Annotated in this window: 14 protein-coding genes; 7 read left to right on the forward strand and 7 right to left on the reverse strand. The window is 43.1% G+C overall.

The genetic code is table 11. The features are described 5' to 3' along the window. Positions 1–13: 13 nt before the first annotated feature. The 4 genes from arcA to J5X96_RS02855 all read right to left on the reverse strand — a co-directional run bounded on the left by arcA (position 14) and on the right by J5X96_RS02855 (position 2,169). Positions 14–718, reverse strand: a complete 705-nt coding sequence (gene arcA, locus J5X96_RS02840) for a two-component system response regulator ArcA (protein WP_021615813.1) — start codon at positions 716–718, stop codon at positions 14–16. A 266-nt stretch (positions 719–984) separates the two neighbouring features. Next, a complete protein-coding gene (gene ykgO, locus J5X96_RS02845; RefSeq protein ID WP_006719061.1) occupies positions 985–1,125 on the reverse strand; it encodes a type B 50S ribosomal protein L36 in 141 nt (46 codons plus the stop codon). Between the two features lie 10 nt (positions 1,126–1,135). After that, on the reverse strand, positions 1,136–1,402 hold the full coding sequence (locus J5X96_RS02850; RefSeq protein WP_209364289.1) for a type B 50S ribosomal protein L31: 267 nt from the start codon (positions 1,400–1,402) through the stop codon (positions 1,136–1,138). A gap of 206 nt (positions 1,403–1,608) precedes the next feature. Next, the gene (locus tag J5X96_RS02855) at positions 1,609–2,169 is read right to left on the reverse strand and encodes a TIGR00730 family Rossman fold protein (RefSeq protein WP_209364290.1); all 561 of its coding nucleotides are present in this window, start codon (positions 2,167–2,169) and stop codon (positions 1,609–1,611) included. A gap of 151 nt (positions 2,170–2,320) precedes the next feature. Between J5X96_RS02855 and J5X96_RS02860 the strand changes: the two genes are divergently transcribed. Both J5X96_RS02860 and J5X96_RS02865 read left to right on the forward strand, forming a co-directional pair. Beyond that, entirely contained in the window at positions 2,321–4,111 is a 1,791-nt protein-coding gene (locus J5X96_RS02860) for a protein-disulfide reductase DsbD (protein ID WP_305852107.1), read from the forward strand. 104 nt (positions 4,112–4,215) lie between these two features. Next, on the forward strand, positions 4,216–4,614 hold the full coding sequence (locus J5X96_RS02865; protein WP_209364294.1) for a DoxX family protein: 399 nt from the start codon (positions 4,216–4,218) through the stop codon (positions 4,612–4,614). A gap of 403 nt (positions 4,615–5,017) precedes the next feature. Here J5X96_RS02865 and J5X96_RS02870 read toward each other — a convergent pair whose 3' ends face one another. Beyond that, positions 5,018–6,232, reverse strand: a complete 1,215-nt coding sequence (locus J5X96_RS02870; RefSeq protein ID WP_109432745.1) for a pyridoxal phosphate-dependent aminotransferase — start codon at positions 6,230–6,232, stop codon at positions 5,018–5,020. A gap of 117 nt (positions 6,233–6,349) precedes the next feature. On the opposite strand from J5X96_RS02870, the gene J5X96_RS02875 reads away from it, so the two are divergent. From J5X96_RS02875 to menB, 5 genes are all read left to right on the forward strand, one after another. Then, positions 6,350–7,657 (forward strand): isochorismate synthase MenF, encoded by a 1,308-nt coding sequence (locus J5X96_RS02875; protein WP_209364296.1) that lies wholly within the window; start codon positions 6,350–6,352, stop codon positions 7,655–7,657. Then, positions 7,648–9,354: a 2-succinyl-5-enolpyruvyl-6-hydroxy-3-cyclohexene-1-carboxylic-acid synthase gene (gene menD, locus J5X96_RS02880; RefSeq protein WP_209364298.1), complete on the forward strand. Its 1,707-nt coding sequence runs from the start codon at positions 7,648–7,650 to the stop codon at positions 9,352–9,354. The genes J5X96_RS02875 and menD overlap by 10 nt, the downstream gene beginning before the upstream one ends. A 51-nt stretch (positions 9,355–9,405) precedes the next feature. Further along, positions 9,406–10,170, forward strand: coding sequence for a 2-succinyl-6-hydroxy-2,4-cyclohexadiene-1-carboxylate synthase (gene menH / locus J5X96_RS02885; RefSeq protein WP_209364299.1), 765 nt, complete (start codon positions 9,406–9,408; stop codon positions 10,168–10,170). Between the two features lie 78 nt (positions 10,171–10,248). Beyond that, a complete protein-coding gene (gene rpsO / locus J5X96_RS02890; RefSeq protein ID WP_021615823.1) occupies positions 10,249–10,518 on the forward strand; it encodes a 30S ribosomal protein S15 in 270 nt (89 codons plus the stop codon). Between the two features lie 176 nt (positions 10,519–10,694). Then, positions 10,695–11,552, forward strand: coding sequence for a 1,4-dihydroxy-2-naphthoyl-CoA synthase (gene menB / locus J5X96_RS02895; protein WP_209364300.1), 858 nt, complete (start codon positions 10,695–10,697; stop codon positions 11,550–11,552). Positions 11,553–11,625: 73 nt separating this feature from the next. Here the strand turns inward: menB and J5X96_RS02900 are convergent, their stop codons facing one another. Beyond that, positions 11,626–13,428, reverse strand: coding sequence for a DEAD/DEAH box helicase (locus tag J5X96_RS02900; RefSeq protein WP_209364301.1), 1,803 nt, complete (start codon positions 13,426–13,428; stop codon positions 11,626–11,628). Positions 13,429–13,537: 109 nt separating this feature from the next. Then, the gene (gene nlpI / locus J5X96_RS02905) at positions 13,538–14,443 is read right to left on the reverse strand and encodes a lipoprotein NlpI (protein WP_209364302.1); all 906 of its coding nucleotides are present in this window, start codon (positions 14,441–14,443) and stop codon (positions 13,538–13,540) included. Between the last annotated feature and the right edge of the window lie 6 nt (positions 14,444–14,449).

Consider the following 14,449-nt stretch of genomic DNA (forward strand, 5'->3'; position numbering starts at 1 on the left):
CGCAATTTGCATTTTATTCTAAGGTTCCACAAAAACGGTAACCTTCACCATGGATGGTGGCGATAATTTCCGGTGTGTCGTGATGATCCTCGAAATGCTTACGAATACGGCGAATCGTCACATCGACAGTCCGATCTTGCGGTTTGAGTTCACGACCGGTCATTTTTTTCAATAACTCTTCACGGGTCTGAATTTTGCCCGGATTTTCGCAGAAATGTAACATGGCACGAAATTCACTACGAGGCAGTTTACGTTCTTCACCTTCCGGTGTAATCAAAGTACGACTGTTTAAATCCAACGTCCAACCGTTAAATTTATACTGTTCAACATGATGCGCACGTTGATTTTCTTGCATGGTGCGTTGCAATAGATTACGCGCACGAATAGTGAGTTCACGCGGATTGAATGGCTTAGTGATGTAATCATCAGCACCGATTTCTAACCCGAGAATTTTATCCACTTCATTATCACGCCCCGTTAAAAACATTAAGGCAATATCGGCATTTTCACGTAATTCACGCGCCAACATTAATCCGTTTTTCCCCGGCAGATTAATATCCATAATCACCAAATGAATGATTTCCGTTTCTAAAATTTGGTGCATCTGAAGCCCATCAGAGGCTTCAAAAACATCATACCCTTCCGCTTGAAAAATGCTTTTTAATGTATTTCGGGTAATCGTTTCGTCTTCAACAATTAAAATTTGTGGTGTTTGCATGGGCAAATCCTTTATTTGCCTGATGAGAGTTTTATCATGAGGCGATGAAAAATAAATCCAATTTTATTTTATAGTTGCAACATTATCGTAACAATGAAAAATACAACATAATCAGTATTAGCGTTTAATTCTATGATCTACGTCATGAAATTGGCAAGGCTTAATCGGCTTTCTACTAAAATAAAAAATCCTCCGATAGCCTGAATACCCTCGGAGGATAAAGTGAGCATTTGCTCAATATTTACACACAAAATAATAATGATTTTTTAACGTTTCTTTTTCCCGCCTTGGCGTGCTTTGAAACGAGGATTTTCTTTACAAATCACATACACCACGCCATGACGACGCACAACTTTACAACCAGGATGACGTGTTTTAGCGGTTTTTAATGAAGATAATACTTGCATTTTAGCGTCCTTATTTTGATTTTAATGAACCGAATTTGCCGTAACGACTAGCAAATTCGCTAGCACGGCCTTCGCTGGCAATTTGTCTTGTTTTGCCGGTGTAAAATGGGTGTGAGGCGGAGGATGTATCGCACATAAACACTGGATATTCGTTACCGTCTTCCCATTTCATGGTCGTGGTGGTACGTGCACAAGAACGAATTAAAAAGCCTTGTTTGGCGTTGGAGTCATAAAAAAGCACAGTGCGATAATTTTCAGGATGGATACCTTTTTTCATTTGCTTAAAACCTTATTTTTTAGTGAAAAATAACAATGTGCGCTATCCTACACCAAAACATTTTTTCACGCAAACTTATTTTTAATAAAAAAATAAGAGGCAAAAACTGAGATGTACTGTATCAATTTAGCTAAAATTCGAGCTTTTCATCAGAAATTTTCAATCACTTAATTTTTATCGAAAAATGGAAATTTTTTTGACCGCACTTAATAATGACGAAATTCGGGCGGTTGATAGTCAGCAATAAATTGTTCAATTTCTGCAAAATCCTCACTAAACAACAATTTTTGGAATGCGTCCTCGGTGAGAAAACCGGTTTCGACCATACGTTGGTACAGGGCTTTTAAAGGATCATAGAAGCCATTTTTATTGAATAAAATGCAAGGATGGGGATTTTTTCCGATTCTTGCCCAAGAATAAACTTCGGCGATTTCTTCTAATGTACCGGCACCACCGGGTAAGGCAATACAGGCATCGGCTAATTTGAGCATATTGGCTTTTCTTTCTGCCATCGAATCCACCACCATGAGCTCCGTGCAACCGGTGTGTATCGGCTCTCGAGCCTGTAAAAAGGTGGGCATAATGCCGATGACTCTGCCACCGTGGGATAATACCGTATCGGCCAACAATCCCATCAAACCGATTTTCCCACCACCATAAACCAAGGTGTGTTGTTTTTGTGCAATCCATTGTCCCATGGCTATCGTTGCTTGTTGGTATTCGGGCTGATTACCTAAACTTGCGCCGCAATAAACTGTAATGTGCATTTTTTCATCCTATTTTTTGCTTGATGTCGATCCTGACAATCTATTTTACCGTTTGTAGTAATTGATTTTAGAGAGAATATTTTACAACAAAATCCTTGTTGTAATGCTAGAATGAAGCCCATTTTTATTTAGGATAACGTGCGATTTTATGATGAAAAAACTGTTTATTTTCTTAGTCTGTTGCTTGACTGCCATGGCCGCGCAAGCAGATTTATTTAATAATAAGACTAAATTCTTACCGGTAGATCAGGCTTTCCAGCTGGATGTGCAACGGTCTGACGCTGGCGTGTCGATGCAGTGGCAAATTGCGGAAAATTACTATTTATATCAAGATAAATTGGCATTTTCCCTCAATGGCAAGCCCGTTGAAAATGCACCGCAATTTCTTTCTTCTGCAGAACAATATGAAGATCCTTACTTTGGATTAGTCACTATTTTCAAACATGACCTTAATTTGACGTTGCCGTTAAAAGATCCTCAGCCACAGGATCTGCTGGAGGTGACTTATCAAGGTTGTGCGAAAGGGTTTTGCTATCCGCCGGAAACCAAACAATTCCAAATCGGTGATCTTTCGTCAAATGTTTCTGCCAGTCACGAGGTACAAAATGGTGCAGAGACGCATCAGACATCGCAAAGTGCGGTGGAAAATGCCAACGTTTTTTCATCACAACAAAATCAACTGGCAGAGAGTCTGTCGCAAAGTAAATACGCCATGTTGTGGTTTTTTGTCTTAGGTATCGGATTGGCCTTTACGCCTTGCGTGCTGCCGATGTTGCCGTTGCTTTCTGCCATTGTCATCGGCGGTCGGAAAGAAGAGACCGGCAACTGGCGCGCACTTGCGCTTAGTTTTGTGTATGTACAAGGCATGGCATTAACCTATACTTTACTCGGTTTGGTGGTCGTGCTGATTGGCTTGCCGTTCCAAATTGCCCTGCAAAGTCCTTATGTCCTGATTGGGCTTTCCGTCGTCTTCGTATTATTGGCGTTGTCCATGTTTGGCGTATTCACATTACAGCTGCCCTCGTCTTTGCAAACTAAACTTACGCAATTTAGCCAACAACAAAAAAGCGGCGCCTTTTTCGGGGTGTTTGTCATGGGAGCGATTGCCGGCTTAGTGGCATCTCCTTGCACCTCCGCGCCCTTATCCGGTGCATTGCTTTATGTGGCGCAATCCGGTGATTTCGTCATCGGCGCATTGACCCTTTATTTATTGGCGCTAGGCATGGGCTTGCCGCTCATATTAATTACCGTATTCGGCAATAAAATCCTACCGAAATCCGGGGCTTGGATGGAAAACGTGAAAACCGCGTTTGGTTTTGTCATGTTGGCGTTACCGATTTTCCTGATTTCGCGCATTATTCCAAGCATGTGGGAACCGCGTTTATGGGCATTACTTGGCGTGAGTTTCTTCATTTGGTTGGCCACACAGATGCGTTCAAACGGTATTGGTTTATTCTTCCGTATTGTGTTCTTTGTCGCCGCCATGGTTTCGGCACAACCATTACAAAATTGGGTGTGGCAAGATAACGCCGCAACTTCACAAGCCGCGAATGCCCAAAGTGCGGTCAAAAATTCGCTCGTTTTTCAACAAATTTCCAATTATGACGAATTGCAAGCGGTGCTAAAACAGCATCCGAATAAAATGGCGATGTTGGATTTATATGCCGATTGGTGCGTTGCCTGTAAGGAATTTGAACATAAAACCTTTGCAGATCCGCAAGTGCAAAGCGCGTTGAGTGATGTTTTGTTGTTAAGAGTGGATATGACAAATAACAGCGAATCTAACCGCACTTTAATGAAAGCACTTGCGGTAACGGGTTTGCCTACGATTATTTTCTTTAATCAACAGGGCGAAGAAATTCAAGCGCAACGGATTACCGGTTTTTTACCTGCGGAAGCCTTTATGGCAACGTTAAACACCGCGAAAAGTATAAATTATTAACAAATTGGAAATAATCCTTTTCTATTTGAAGTATTTTTTTCATTTTCCGTTGTGTTAGCATACGCCACCTCACTAACACACTCCAATTTATAGAAGGAAAATTTATGTTTTTAGACAAATATCGTCATTATGTTTTAGGTTTATTACGCATCGTTTTGGGCTATGCTTTTGTTTTACACGGCACCGCGAAGTTTTGGGAATTCCCGATGTCCATGACCGGTGGAAACGGTTCTGTAGAACTTGCCTCGTTAATGGGCGTGGGGGGTGTGATTGAATTGGTCTTTGGTATTTTATTTATCTTAGGCTTATTGACCCGCCTTTCAGCCTTTATTTTGAGTGGTCAAATGGCCGTGGCGTATTTCATGTTCCACGCACCGAAAGGTGTGCTTTTCCCGCTAATGAATGGTGGTGAAGCAGCAGTATTGTATTGTTTTATCTTCTTCTATTTTGTTTTTGCCGGTGCAGGCGCTTTCGCATTAGATAATAAAATGGCGAAAAAATAAGACATTGTTATTAACTTCGATGCGTCACTCACGATTTCGTGCGTAGCGTGCATCTTGATGCACGAATGGTTGACCTCGATGTGTAATTCACGATTTCGTACGTAGCGTGCAACTTGTTGCACGAATGATTAACCTCGATGCGTAATTCACGATTTCGTACGTAGCGTGCAACTTGTTGCACGAATGATTAACCTCGATGCGTAATTTATGATTTCGTGCGTAGCGTGCATCTTGATGCACGACCAAACCACGCACGGAGCGTTATTTACCCCTTTCGGAGATTCACGATTTCGTGCAACACGTTGCACGCTACGATTCTAAAAATCTTCCGAAAAAATGACCGCACTTTATGCCAAACAAAGACCCCCGAATGGATATTCGAGGCTTTTTCTTTGGGAAGACATTATTGATGATAATGCGACAAGAACCGCGCAAATTTGCCTAAAGCTTCTTCAATTTGATGAACATACGGCAATGTTACGATGCGGAAGTGATCCGGTGAATGCCAGTTAAAACCACGACCATGCACCAATAAGACTTTTTCCTGCGCTAATAAATCAAACACCATTTTTTCATCGTCATACATATTAAATTTTTTGATGTCGATTTTCGGGAACATATACAACGCCCCCATCGGCTTCGTACAACTAATTCCCGGAATTTGATTGAGCAATTCATAGGCTTTGTTGCGTTGTTCTAACAAGCGTCCGCCCGGCAAAATGAATTCGTTAATGCTTTGATAGCCGCCAAGTGCGGTCTGAATCGCATGTTGCATTGGCACATTGGCACATAAACGCATAGATGCCAACATATCCAAACCTTCGATGTACCCTTTGGCGTGTTTTTTTGGTCCATTTAAAATCATCCAACCTTGGCGGAAACCGGCAACACGATAAGCTTTGGATAAGCCGTTAAACGTGACCGTCAATAAATCCGGTGCTAATGCGGCAATATGGTGATGTACCGCACCATCGTATAAAATTTTGTCGTAAATCTCATCGGCAAAAATGATTAAATTATTCTGACGTGCCACTTCAACGATGTCTAACAACAATTCTTTGCTGTAAACCGCACCGGTCGGGTTATTCGGATTAATAATCACAATGGCTTTCGTGCGTGAGGTGACTTTACTTTTAATGTCTTCCACATCAGGGAACCAATCCGCCTGTTCATCACACAAATAATGTACCGCTTTACCGCCCGCCAATGTTGCCGCAGCGGTCCATAATGGGTAATCCGGCATAGGAATTAACACTTCATCACCGTCATTCAACAATGCTTGCATCGCCATCGTAATCAACTCTGATACACCATTTCCGATGTAAACATCGTTCACTGTGACGCTACGAATATCTTTCGATTGATAATATTGCACAATGGCTTTGCGGGCAGAATAAAGCCCTTTGGAATCGCAATAACCTTGGGCTGAAGGAAGATTGCGTAAGACATCAACGAGAATTTCATCAGGCGCTTCAAAACCAAAAGGCGCGGGATTACCGATATTCAGTTTTAAAATTTTATGCCCTTCTTCTTCAAGGCGTAGTGCCTCTTTATGCACGGGTCCGCGAATATCGTAACAAACGTGCTCTAATTTATCTGATTTGGGAAAGCGTTCCATAGTTTTGACCTTGAGTAATTAAGAAATGAAATATTTTGTGAAAAATTCCCGTAAAGTGCGGTAGAATTGCGGTTCATTTTTAACTTATTTTCCCGTTAAAGACAATGCTTTTTCAAAATGGATAGTTTGCAATCACTTAAAACGCAATTAATCAATCAAATTAATGCATTACAATTAAATCAACCTCATTACATTGCGGTTTGTTCAGCACAAGCCGAATGCGATGTTGATTTATTAGGTTGGCTAAAAGCACAACCGCACTATCCGCAATTCTATTTTCAATTACAGCAAACAACACAATGTTTTGCCACGCTTGGCGCCATTCGTACATTTCAACAATTAGATGCAGCGCAAGATTTCGTGAATCAACACAATTTGCCTCTTTTCGGCGGCATTCAATTTTACGGGCAAACCACCTTTTTTCTGCCGCAGTTAGTGTTAGAACAGCGTGATAATCAAATTCACGTCACGGTTTTTATTGACAAAAATGATCTTATCCAAAGTAAAGACAAAGCATTACAGGTTTTAAAAACATTTGAAAAAACAACCGCACTTTTACCGCTTCAAAGCCAAGCGGATTTGATTAAACAACAAGCAAATCCAACACAATGGGAAAATTGGGTAGAAAAGGCTCTGGCGCAAATTCATGAAAAAACGGTGACCAAATTGGTGTTAGCTAATAAAAGCACCTTTGCCCTCAATCAACCGCTCAATGCCAAGGATTTTTTAGCGCAAAGTGAAATTTACAATAAAGGCTGCTACCACTTTCTTTTCGCGCAAGATGATAAAACCAGTTTCCTTGGCTCTTCGCCGGAACGGTTGTATGCACGTCATGAGCGTCATTTAACAACAGAGGCTCTCGCAGGCACCTCACCCATGAACGAGGATCATGAAAGCAATCGTAAACAAGCCGATTGGTTACTTAGCGATAAGAAAAACATCCATGAAAACCAATTGGTGGCGGATGGGATTTGCGCCAATTTAGCCCCTTTTACTCAACACATTGAAGTCGGCAACCTCGGCATCAAACAGCTGCGTCAAGTACAACATTTACGCCGAGAAATCACCGCACTTTTAACCGATAACTGTACCGACTTAAACTGTTTGCAAGCCATTCATCCAACGGCTGCGGTTGCCGGTTTGCCACAACAAAAAGCGAAAGCATTGTTACAGCAAATTGAACATTACGATCGCAGTTGGTACGCAGGCACATTAGGCTTTTTTAATCAACAACAAGCGGAGTTTTGTGTGGCGATTCGTTCGGCCTTTGTTGAAGCAGACAAAATTCATGTGTTTGCCGGCGCCGGTATTGTTGAGGGCTCAGTTCCCTTGCTAGAATGGCAAGAAATCGAGCGCAAAGCTGCGGGATTAATCTCATTATTAAAAATAACGAAATCTGAAAACGGAGAGCAAAAATGTCAGTAAGCGTCTTTAATCGTTGTTGGTCGAAAGTGATCTTGGAAACCCTTGTGCGTCAAGGTGTAACCCACTTTTGTATCGCGCCCGGTTCGCGTTCGACCCCACTGACATTGGAAGCCGTACGTTTACAAAATGCCAACCGTGCCCTTTGCCATACGCATTTTGATGAACGCGGTTTAGGTTTCTTTGCCCTTGGCATCGCAAAATCCACCAAAAAACCCGTTGCCGTTATTGTCACTTCCGGCACGGCTGCCGCCAATTTATACCCGGCAATCATTGAAGCCCGTCAAAGCCATGTCAATCTGATTGTACTCACTGCAGATCGCCCACCTGAACTCTTAGAGTGCGGTGCGAATCAGGCGATTTTACAAGAAAATATGTTTGCCGATTATCCGCTTGCCAATTTGAATCTTCCGCGCCCAAGCCAAGATTACGCAGCAAGCTGGTTGATTTCAAAAATTGAGCACGCCTGTCATAAACAAGCGGATGAAGCCGGTGTAATTCATATTAATGTGCCTTTCGCCGAGCCGTTATATGATGCCAACGCAGAAGAAATTGACGTTCATCCTTGGTTAGCGCCCGTTCAGCGTTGGTTAAGCCAAAATAAAAGTTGGACATCCTACCCAGCACCACATCAAGAAGTGTTAATTCACGAACACTGGGATCAGTGGCGCACCAAACGCGGGATTATTGTGGCAGGCAGAATGCCGGCAGAACAAGCCATGGGCATTGCTTCCTGGGCAAATACCATGGGCTGGGTGTTACTGACCGATATTCAATCCGGCGTGGAAGCCAGTTTGCCTTATGCGGATATTTGGCTTGCGAATCAAACGGTGAAGCAAAAAATGTTGCAGGCAGATATTGTCATTCAGCTTGGCAACCGTTTTATTAGCAAACGCATTAACCAGTTTTTAGCCGAATTTAAAAACGAATATTGGATTGTGGATGAAAACCCGCAAGCGGTGGATCCTTACCACCATTCCCACACCCGTTTTGTTGCCAAAATTCATCATTGGTTGCGCGCCCATCCGCCGTTAAGACAAAAACCATGGTTATTAGAAGCGTTAGCGTTATCCAAATTCTGTGCCACCTTTATAGAGCAGCAAGTGGGTGGCAATTTAAATGAAGCTTCCTTAGCACACCACATTGAACGTTTACTGCCGAACAATGGCACCCTTTTCCTTGGCAATAGCTTATTTGTGCGTCTAGTGGATGCGCTCACCAAATTGCCGGAAGGCTACCCGATTCACACCAATCGTGGGGCGAGCGGTATTGACGGTTTACTTGCTACCGTTGCCGGCATTGGTATTGGTTCTAATCAACCGGTCGTTGCCTTAGTGGGTGATACCTCTGCGCTTTATGATTTAAACTCGCTGGCATTGTTCAAAAAACTTACCCAACCGACTATTTTGTTTATTATCAATAACAACGGCGGAGCAATTTTTGATATGTTGCCGGTGGATGCCGAAGTCAAAGACAAGTTCTATCGTATGCCGCACCACACCGAGTTTTCCCAAGTAGCGTCCATGTTCGATTTAAAATATGCCCGTCCTTACACCTGGGCGGATTTAAGCTCCGTGCTGAAACAAGCCTATTCACGTCGCGAAGCCACTATCATCGAAATTAAAGTCGCACCGAATGACGGCAGCACCATTTACAAACGCCTCATCGACCAAATCAGCTATGCGGTTGTCGGTGAATAAACAGAAAGATCAAAAGCAAACTATCGCACGTTAGTTTGCTTTTTTCATGTGATGAAACCTTACCTCATTTTTTTACACGGCTTACTCGGCACTCAAGCCGACTGGCAAAAACTCACGGAAAATCTACCGCACTTTCATTGCGTTGCCTTGGATTTGCCTTTCCACGGCAGCGCAAAAAATCACCCCGTACAGGATTTTGATGACACCAGTGCTTACGTAGCACAACGCATCCAAAGTACGGCAGGAAATCACCCGTATTTTTTAGTGGGCTACTCCCTCGGTGGCAGAATCGCGCTTTATTACGCCCTTTGCAGTCCACAGGACAAATACAACCTACAAGGACTGATTATTGAAGGCGGCAATCTTGGATTGACGAATGAGGCAGACAAAAAAGTGCGGTGGGAAAATGATGTGTTTTGGGCGCAACGTTTTCACCATGAAACCGCGACTTCCGTGCTGAATGATTGGTATCAACAACCTGTCTTCGCCCATTTAACGGCAGACCAACGCAAGGCGTTGATCGAAAAACGCCAAGCCAACTGTGGCGACAATATTGCCAAAATGCTGTTAGCAACGTCTCTTGCCAAACAACCGGATTTACGCCCTTACGTCAAAAACAACCCTTATCCGATCTATTATTTCTGCGGCGAACGGGATCATAAATTCAAACAAATGGCGTTAGAAAATCAGTTGAACCTGAGACTGATTCCACAGGCAGGACATAATGCGCATCAAGAAAATCCAACGGCATTTGCAGCCCAATTAAATACGTTATTCCAAGATAAATTCATTGCTTTTTTGCCGCGCAATGGCTAAAATCTGCACTCCTTTGTCGTCGCTGAATTAGAGATCGGCGAACGATGTATCGTTAACCACTTCATATTAGGAGTTATTATGTCTCTAAGTACTGAACAAAAAGCAAAAATCGTTGCTGAATTTGGTCGCGATGGTAAAGACACCGGTTCTTCCGAAGTTCAAATCGCTTTATTAACCGCACAAATCAACCACTTACAAGCACACTTTGCTGAACACAAAAAAGACCACCACGGTCGCCGCGGTTTATTACGCATGGTTTCCCGTCGTCGTAAACTTTTAGATTACTTAAAACGTACTAATCTTGAACTTTACAGCAGCTTAATCGCTCGTTTAGGTTTACGTCGCTAATCTACGTATTAAATAACTGAATAAGTGATGTCAAAAGCTGATTTCTCCTCGTGGGAAGTCAGCTTTTTTATTGTGCCTGGTTCGTGTTGTTGATCGCCGTGCGGAGCATTTTCAGATTCAGAAAACTTCCGCTATAATGACCGCACTTTTTTAACCTTAAATTCAAGGAATTTATCATGCAAAATTCAAAAGATGATGTTTTATATGCACCGGTTGAGTGGGTGGATCACAGTGCGGGTTACACCGACATTCGTTATCACAAATCCACTGACGGTATTGCTAAAATCACCATTAATCGTCCGGAAGTGCGCAACGCGTTCCGTCCGCAAACCGTGAAAGAAATGATCACCGCTTTTGCTGATGCCCGTTTTGATGAAAAAATCGGTGTCATCGTGTTGACCGGTGAAGGCGAAAAAGCCTTCTGTTCCGGAGGTGACCAAAAAGTACGCGGCGATTACGGCGGCTACAAAGACGACAGCGGCGTGCATCATCTCAACGTCTTGGATTTCCAACGGGATATTCGTAGCTGCCCGAAACCGGTGGTGGCGATGGTGGCAGGTTACGCCATTGGTGGCGGTCATGTATTGCATATGTTATGTGATCTCACTATTTCCGCAGACAACGCCATTTATGGTCAAACCGGCCCGAAAGTGGGTTCCTTTGATGGCGGCTGGGGCGCAAGCTACATGGCGCGAATCGTTGGTCAGAAAAAAGCGCGCGAAATTTGGTTCTTATGCCGTCAATATAACGCACAAGAGGCTTTAGAGATGGGCTTGGTGAACACGGTAGTGCCTTATGCGGATTTAGAAAAAGAAACCGTGCGTTGGTGTCGCGAAATGCTTCGTAACAGCCCGATTGCTTTACGTTGCTTGAAAGCGGCACTCAATGCGGACTGCGATGGACAAGCCGGTCTTCAAGAACTTGCCGGTAATGCCACCATGTTGTTCTACATGACGGAAGAAGGGCAAGAAGGTCGCAACGCATTTAATGAAAAACGTGCGCCTGATTTTAGTAAGTTTAAGCGTAATCCATAGTAAACGCGCTTTCTTACCATAGACTGTTAATTTATCTAAAAAAACGACCGCACTTTAAGTGCGGTCTTCTTTTTTATTTTCTAAACTCACGTTTCTCTTTAAAAGTGCGGTGAGATTTTTCTTTAAATTTACGATCGCCCTTGAAACCTTTGTCTTCAAAACGACCGCCACGACGTTTCCCGCCAAAATTATCACCACCACGCTCGCCTTTGGCTTCGCCGATAAAAGACATACGCATTTGTTTATTCAACACTCGCGTTTTCGCAAATTGTTGTAACAATTCTTTCGGCATACCTTGTGGCAACTCAATGGTGGAATAATCATCATACAACTTGATGTGACCGATGTAGCGACTATTAATATCGCCTTCATTGGCAATCGCGCCAACAATATGGCGAACTTCCACGCCATCTCCGCGACCCACTTCAATACGATATAAATCCATTGGTTGTGGATTGCCATAGCCTTTACGTTCACCACGACGTTCTGCTGAACGTGGATTTTCACGACGGTCACCACGCTCATTACGATCACGACGTGCTTTTTTATCCACCACCGGATCCGGCGGAAGAATCAGTTTTTGTTTACCTTGTAACAACATCATCATAGCGGCAGCAATGTCTTCTTGTGATTGGTCGGCAGTAAACATATCTTCCAACAATTCACGGTAAAGATCTAAATCATGATGTTCCAACTGCGCGGTAATTTTATCTTTGAATTTTTTACGGCGACAAGCTTGTAACACTTCATGGTTCGGTAATTCCACCTCTTCAATATTTTTCTTGATAAGGTGTTCAACATTGCGCAACAAACGACGTTCGCGCGGTTCCACGAACAATAACGCACGACCAGAACGTCCTGCACGGCCGGTACGACCGATACGGTGTACATAAGATTCCGCATCCAGTGGAATGTCATAGTTCACCACAAGGCTAATACGTTCAATATCAATACCACGCGCCGCAACGTCTGTCGCCACAACGATGTCTAAGCTACCACTACGCAAGCGATCTAAGGTTTGTTCTCGTAACTGTTGAGTCATATCGCCATTCAATGCCGCCGCACGGAAACCGTGTTTTTCTAATAATTCGGTCACGTCTAATGTGCCGGTTTTGGTACGGGTGAAAATAATGGCCGCATCAAAATCTTCCACTTCCAAGAAACGCAACAAGGCATCATTTTTGCGGAAGCCATGAACATACCAACAACTTTGCGCAATATCCGGCGCACTTTGTTGAGTCGCTTTAATTTTGACTTCTTGTGGATCGTTCATAAAGCGTTTGGTGATTCGACGAATCGGCTCCGGCATGGTGGCAGAGAAAAGTGCGGTCTGGTGATGTTCCGGTAATTCCGCCATCACGGTTTCCACATCATCAATAAAGCCCATGCGCAACATTTCATCCGCTTCATCTAATACAATGGCTTTAAGCTCTGCAAGGCTTAGGGTGCCACGGCGTAGGTGATCCAAAATACGTCCCGGTGTCCCCACCACAACTTGCGCCCCTTGTTTTAACGCGCGTAATTGGATGTCATAACGTTGGCCACCATATAAAGTCACAATATTAATACCTTTGGCATATTTCACGAATTGCTCACATGCATCTGCAACTTGAATAGCTAATTCACGGGTCGGTGCCATCACTAATAATTGCGGGTGTTTTTCTGTCGGATCGATTTTCGCCAAAATTGGCAAAGAAAAGGCGGCGGTTTTCCCACTACCGGTTTGCGCCATGCCCAGTACATCACGGCCTTCTAATAAGTGCGGTATGCAAATTTGTTGAATTGGAGAGGGTGTTTCAAAGCCAAGATCGGCAACAGCATTAAGAATGAATTCAGGCAAGCCTAAATCCTTGAAAGTCATTTTAGTTTCAGTCATTAAAAATACTCGAATGTATAAAAGGAAAGCTCAACGAAAGCTTTCAGGTTAATTACCATGTGTCGTTTTGCGCCTTACAACGCATCCGCCGGTTGAGTTATGCTCACCGTTATTCTGCTTGAGCCTGTTGTCCTAATTTTGAAAGCTCAAACACCGCAAAACGATACTCCACAAAGTTATACACCTGATTTGCAACAGCCAGTTTGAATAAGGTCTCAGCCTCATCAACCTGTCCCATATTGAGTTTTTGTTTTGCTAGATAGAAGTAGGTTTCAGTTAGAATCTCTGCGTATTGCGTCGCGGTTTTTGTTGCAAACTGCTGCGCTTTAGCCTGTAGATCCTGAACTGACAATTTGCCCAAATAATATTGGACAATGTAGGTACCCCAATAATCCTGAGAAAGCCCAACAGCACGTTGAGCCAGATTTTTTTGTGCCTCGGCCGGTTTGAATTTTAATTCATTCAAATACAGCCATAAAACACGGTAAGGATCTGATTTATTACGTTGATAAAATGCCAAAAAATCCTGCTCGGCGAGGTTATACCGCCCCACATAATAGAAGTCTAATGCTCGATTAAGGAAGGTATATTCATAATCAGGATCGAGGCTGAAAACCGTATTAAAGGCCTCTAATGCGCCGTCATAGTCTTCATCAAGTAATAAATAAAGCCCTAGATAGTTATACACTGCCGCCATTTTAGGTTGCAATGCAAGAGCTTGAGTAAAGTCATAACGCGCTAAAGCCCAAAGCCCCAAACTATCGTAAAGCACGCCCCGTTCAAAATGGAGAGAAGCACGTTCTTCATTACTCATTTTTCCAACGAGCAACACCTGACTAATTCGAACAATCATGACTTCCTGTTCAAAATGCTGGCTTGGATTTTGCTCAGCTAACACGACTTTATTTTTAGACACAAAGGTATTGCTCAAGCCGATACAGCCTGATAATACAAAGACTGAAAATAAAATAGTTAGGAAAATCGCGAAATTAGACAACCCATTACGTTGCGTCATTTCTTT

Origin of the sequence: Aggregatibacter sp. 2125159857 (genome assembly GCF_017798005.1) — a bacterium.
Lineage (GTDB): Bacteria > Pseudomonadota > Gammaproteobacteria > Enterobacterales > Pasteurellaceae > Aggregatibacter.

Coding starts and splice junctions, on each gene's coding strand:
- rpsO (WP_021615823.1), top strand. CDS start 10,249: ATGTCTCTAAGTACTGAACAAAAAGCAAAAATCGTTGCTGAATTTGGT.
- nlpI (WP_209364302.1), bottom strand. CDS start 14,443: ATGACGCAACGTAATGGGTTGTCTAATTTCGCGATTTTCCTAACTATT.
- menD (WP_209364298.1), top strand. CDS start 7,648: ATGTCAGTAAGCGTCTTTAATCGTTGTTGGTCGAAAGTGATCTTGGAA.
- J5X96_RS02855 (WP_209364290.1), bottom strand. CDS start 2,169: ATGCACATTACAGTTTATTGCGGCGCAAGTTTAGGTAATCAGCCCGAA.
- J5X96_RS02875 (WP_209364296.1), top strand. CDS start 6,350: ATGGATAGTTTGCAATCACTTAAAACGCAATTAATCAATCAAATTAAT.
- ykgO (WP_006719061.1), bottom strand. CDS start 1,125: ATGCAAGTATTATCTTCATTAAAAACCGCTAAAACACGTCATCCTGGT.
- menB (WP_209364300.1), top strand. CDS start 10,695: ATGCAAAATTCAAAAGATGATGTTTTATATGCACCGGTTGAGTGGGTG.
- J5X96_RS02850 (WP_209364289.1), bottom strand. CDS start 1,402: ATGAAAAAAGGTATCCATCCTGAAAATTATCGCACTGTGCTTTTTTAT.
- arcA (WP_021615813.1), bottom strand. CDS start 718: ATGCAAACACCACAAATTTTAATTGTTGAAGACGAAACGATTACCCGA.
- J5X96_RS02900 (WP_209364301.1), bottom strand. CDS start 13,428: ATGACTGAAACTAAAATGACTTTCAAGGATTTAGGCTTGCCTGAATTC.
- J5X96_RS02870 (WP_109432745.1), bottom strand. CDS start 6,232: ATGGAACGCTTTCCCAAATCAGATAAATTAGAGCACGTTTGTTACGAT.
- menH (WP_209364299.1), top strand. CDS start 9,406: ATGAAACCTTACCTCATTTTTTTACACGGCTTACTCGGCACTCAAGCC.
- J5X96_RS02860 (WP_305852107.1), top strand. CDS start 2,321: ATGAAAAAACTGTTTATTTTCTTAGTCTGTTGCTTGACTGCCATGGCC.
- J5X96_RS02865 (WP_209364294.1), top strand. CDS start 4,216: ATGTTTTTAGACAAATATCGTCATTATGTTTTAGGTTTATTACGCATC.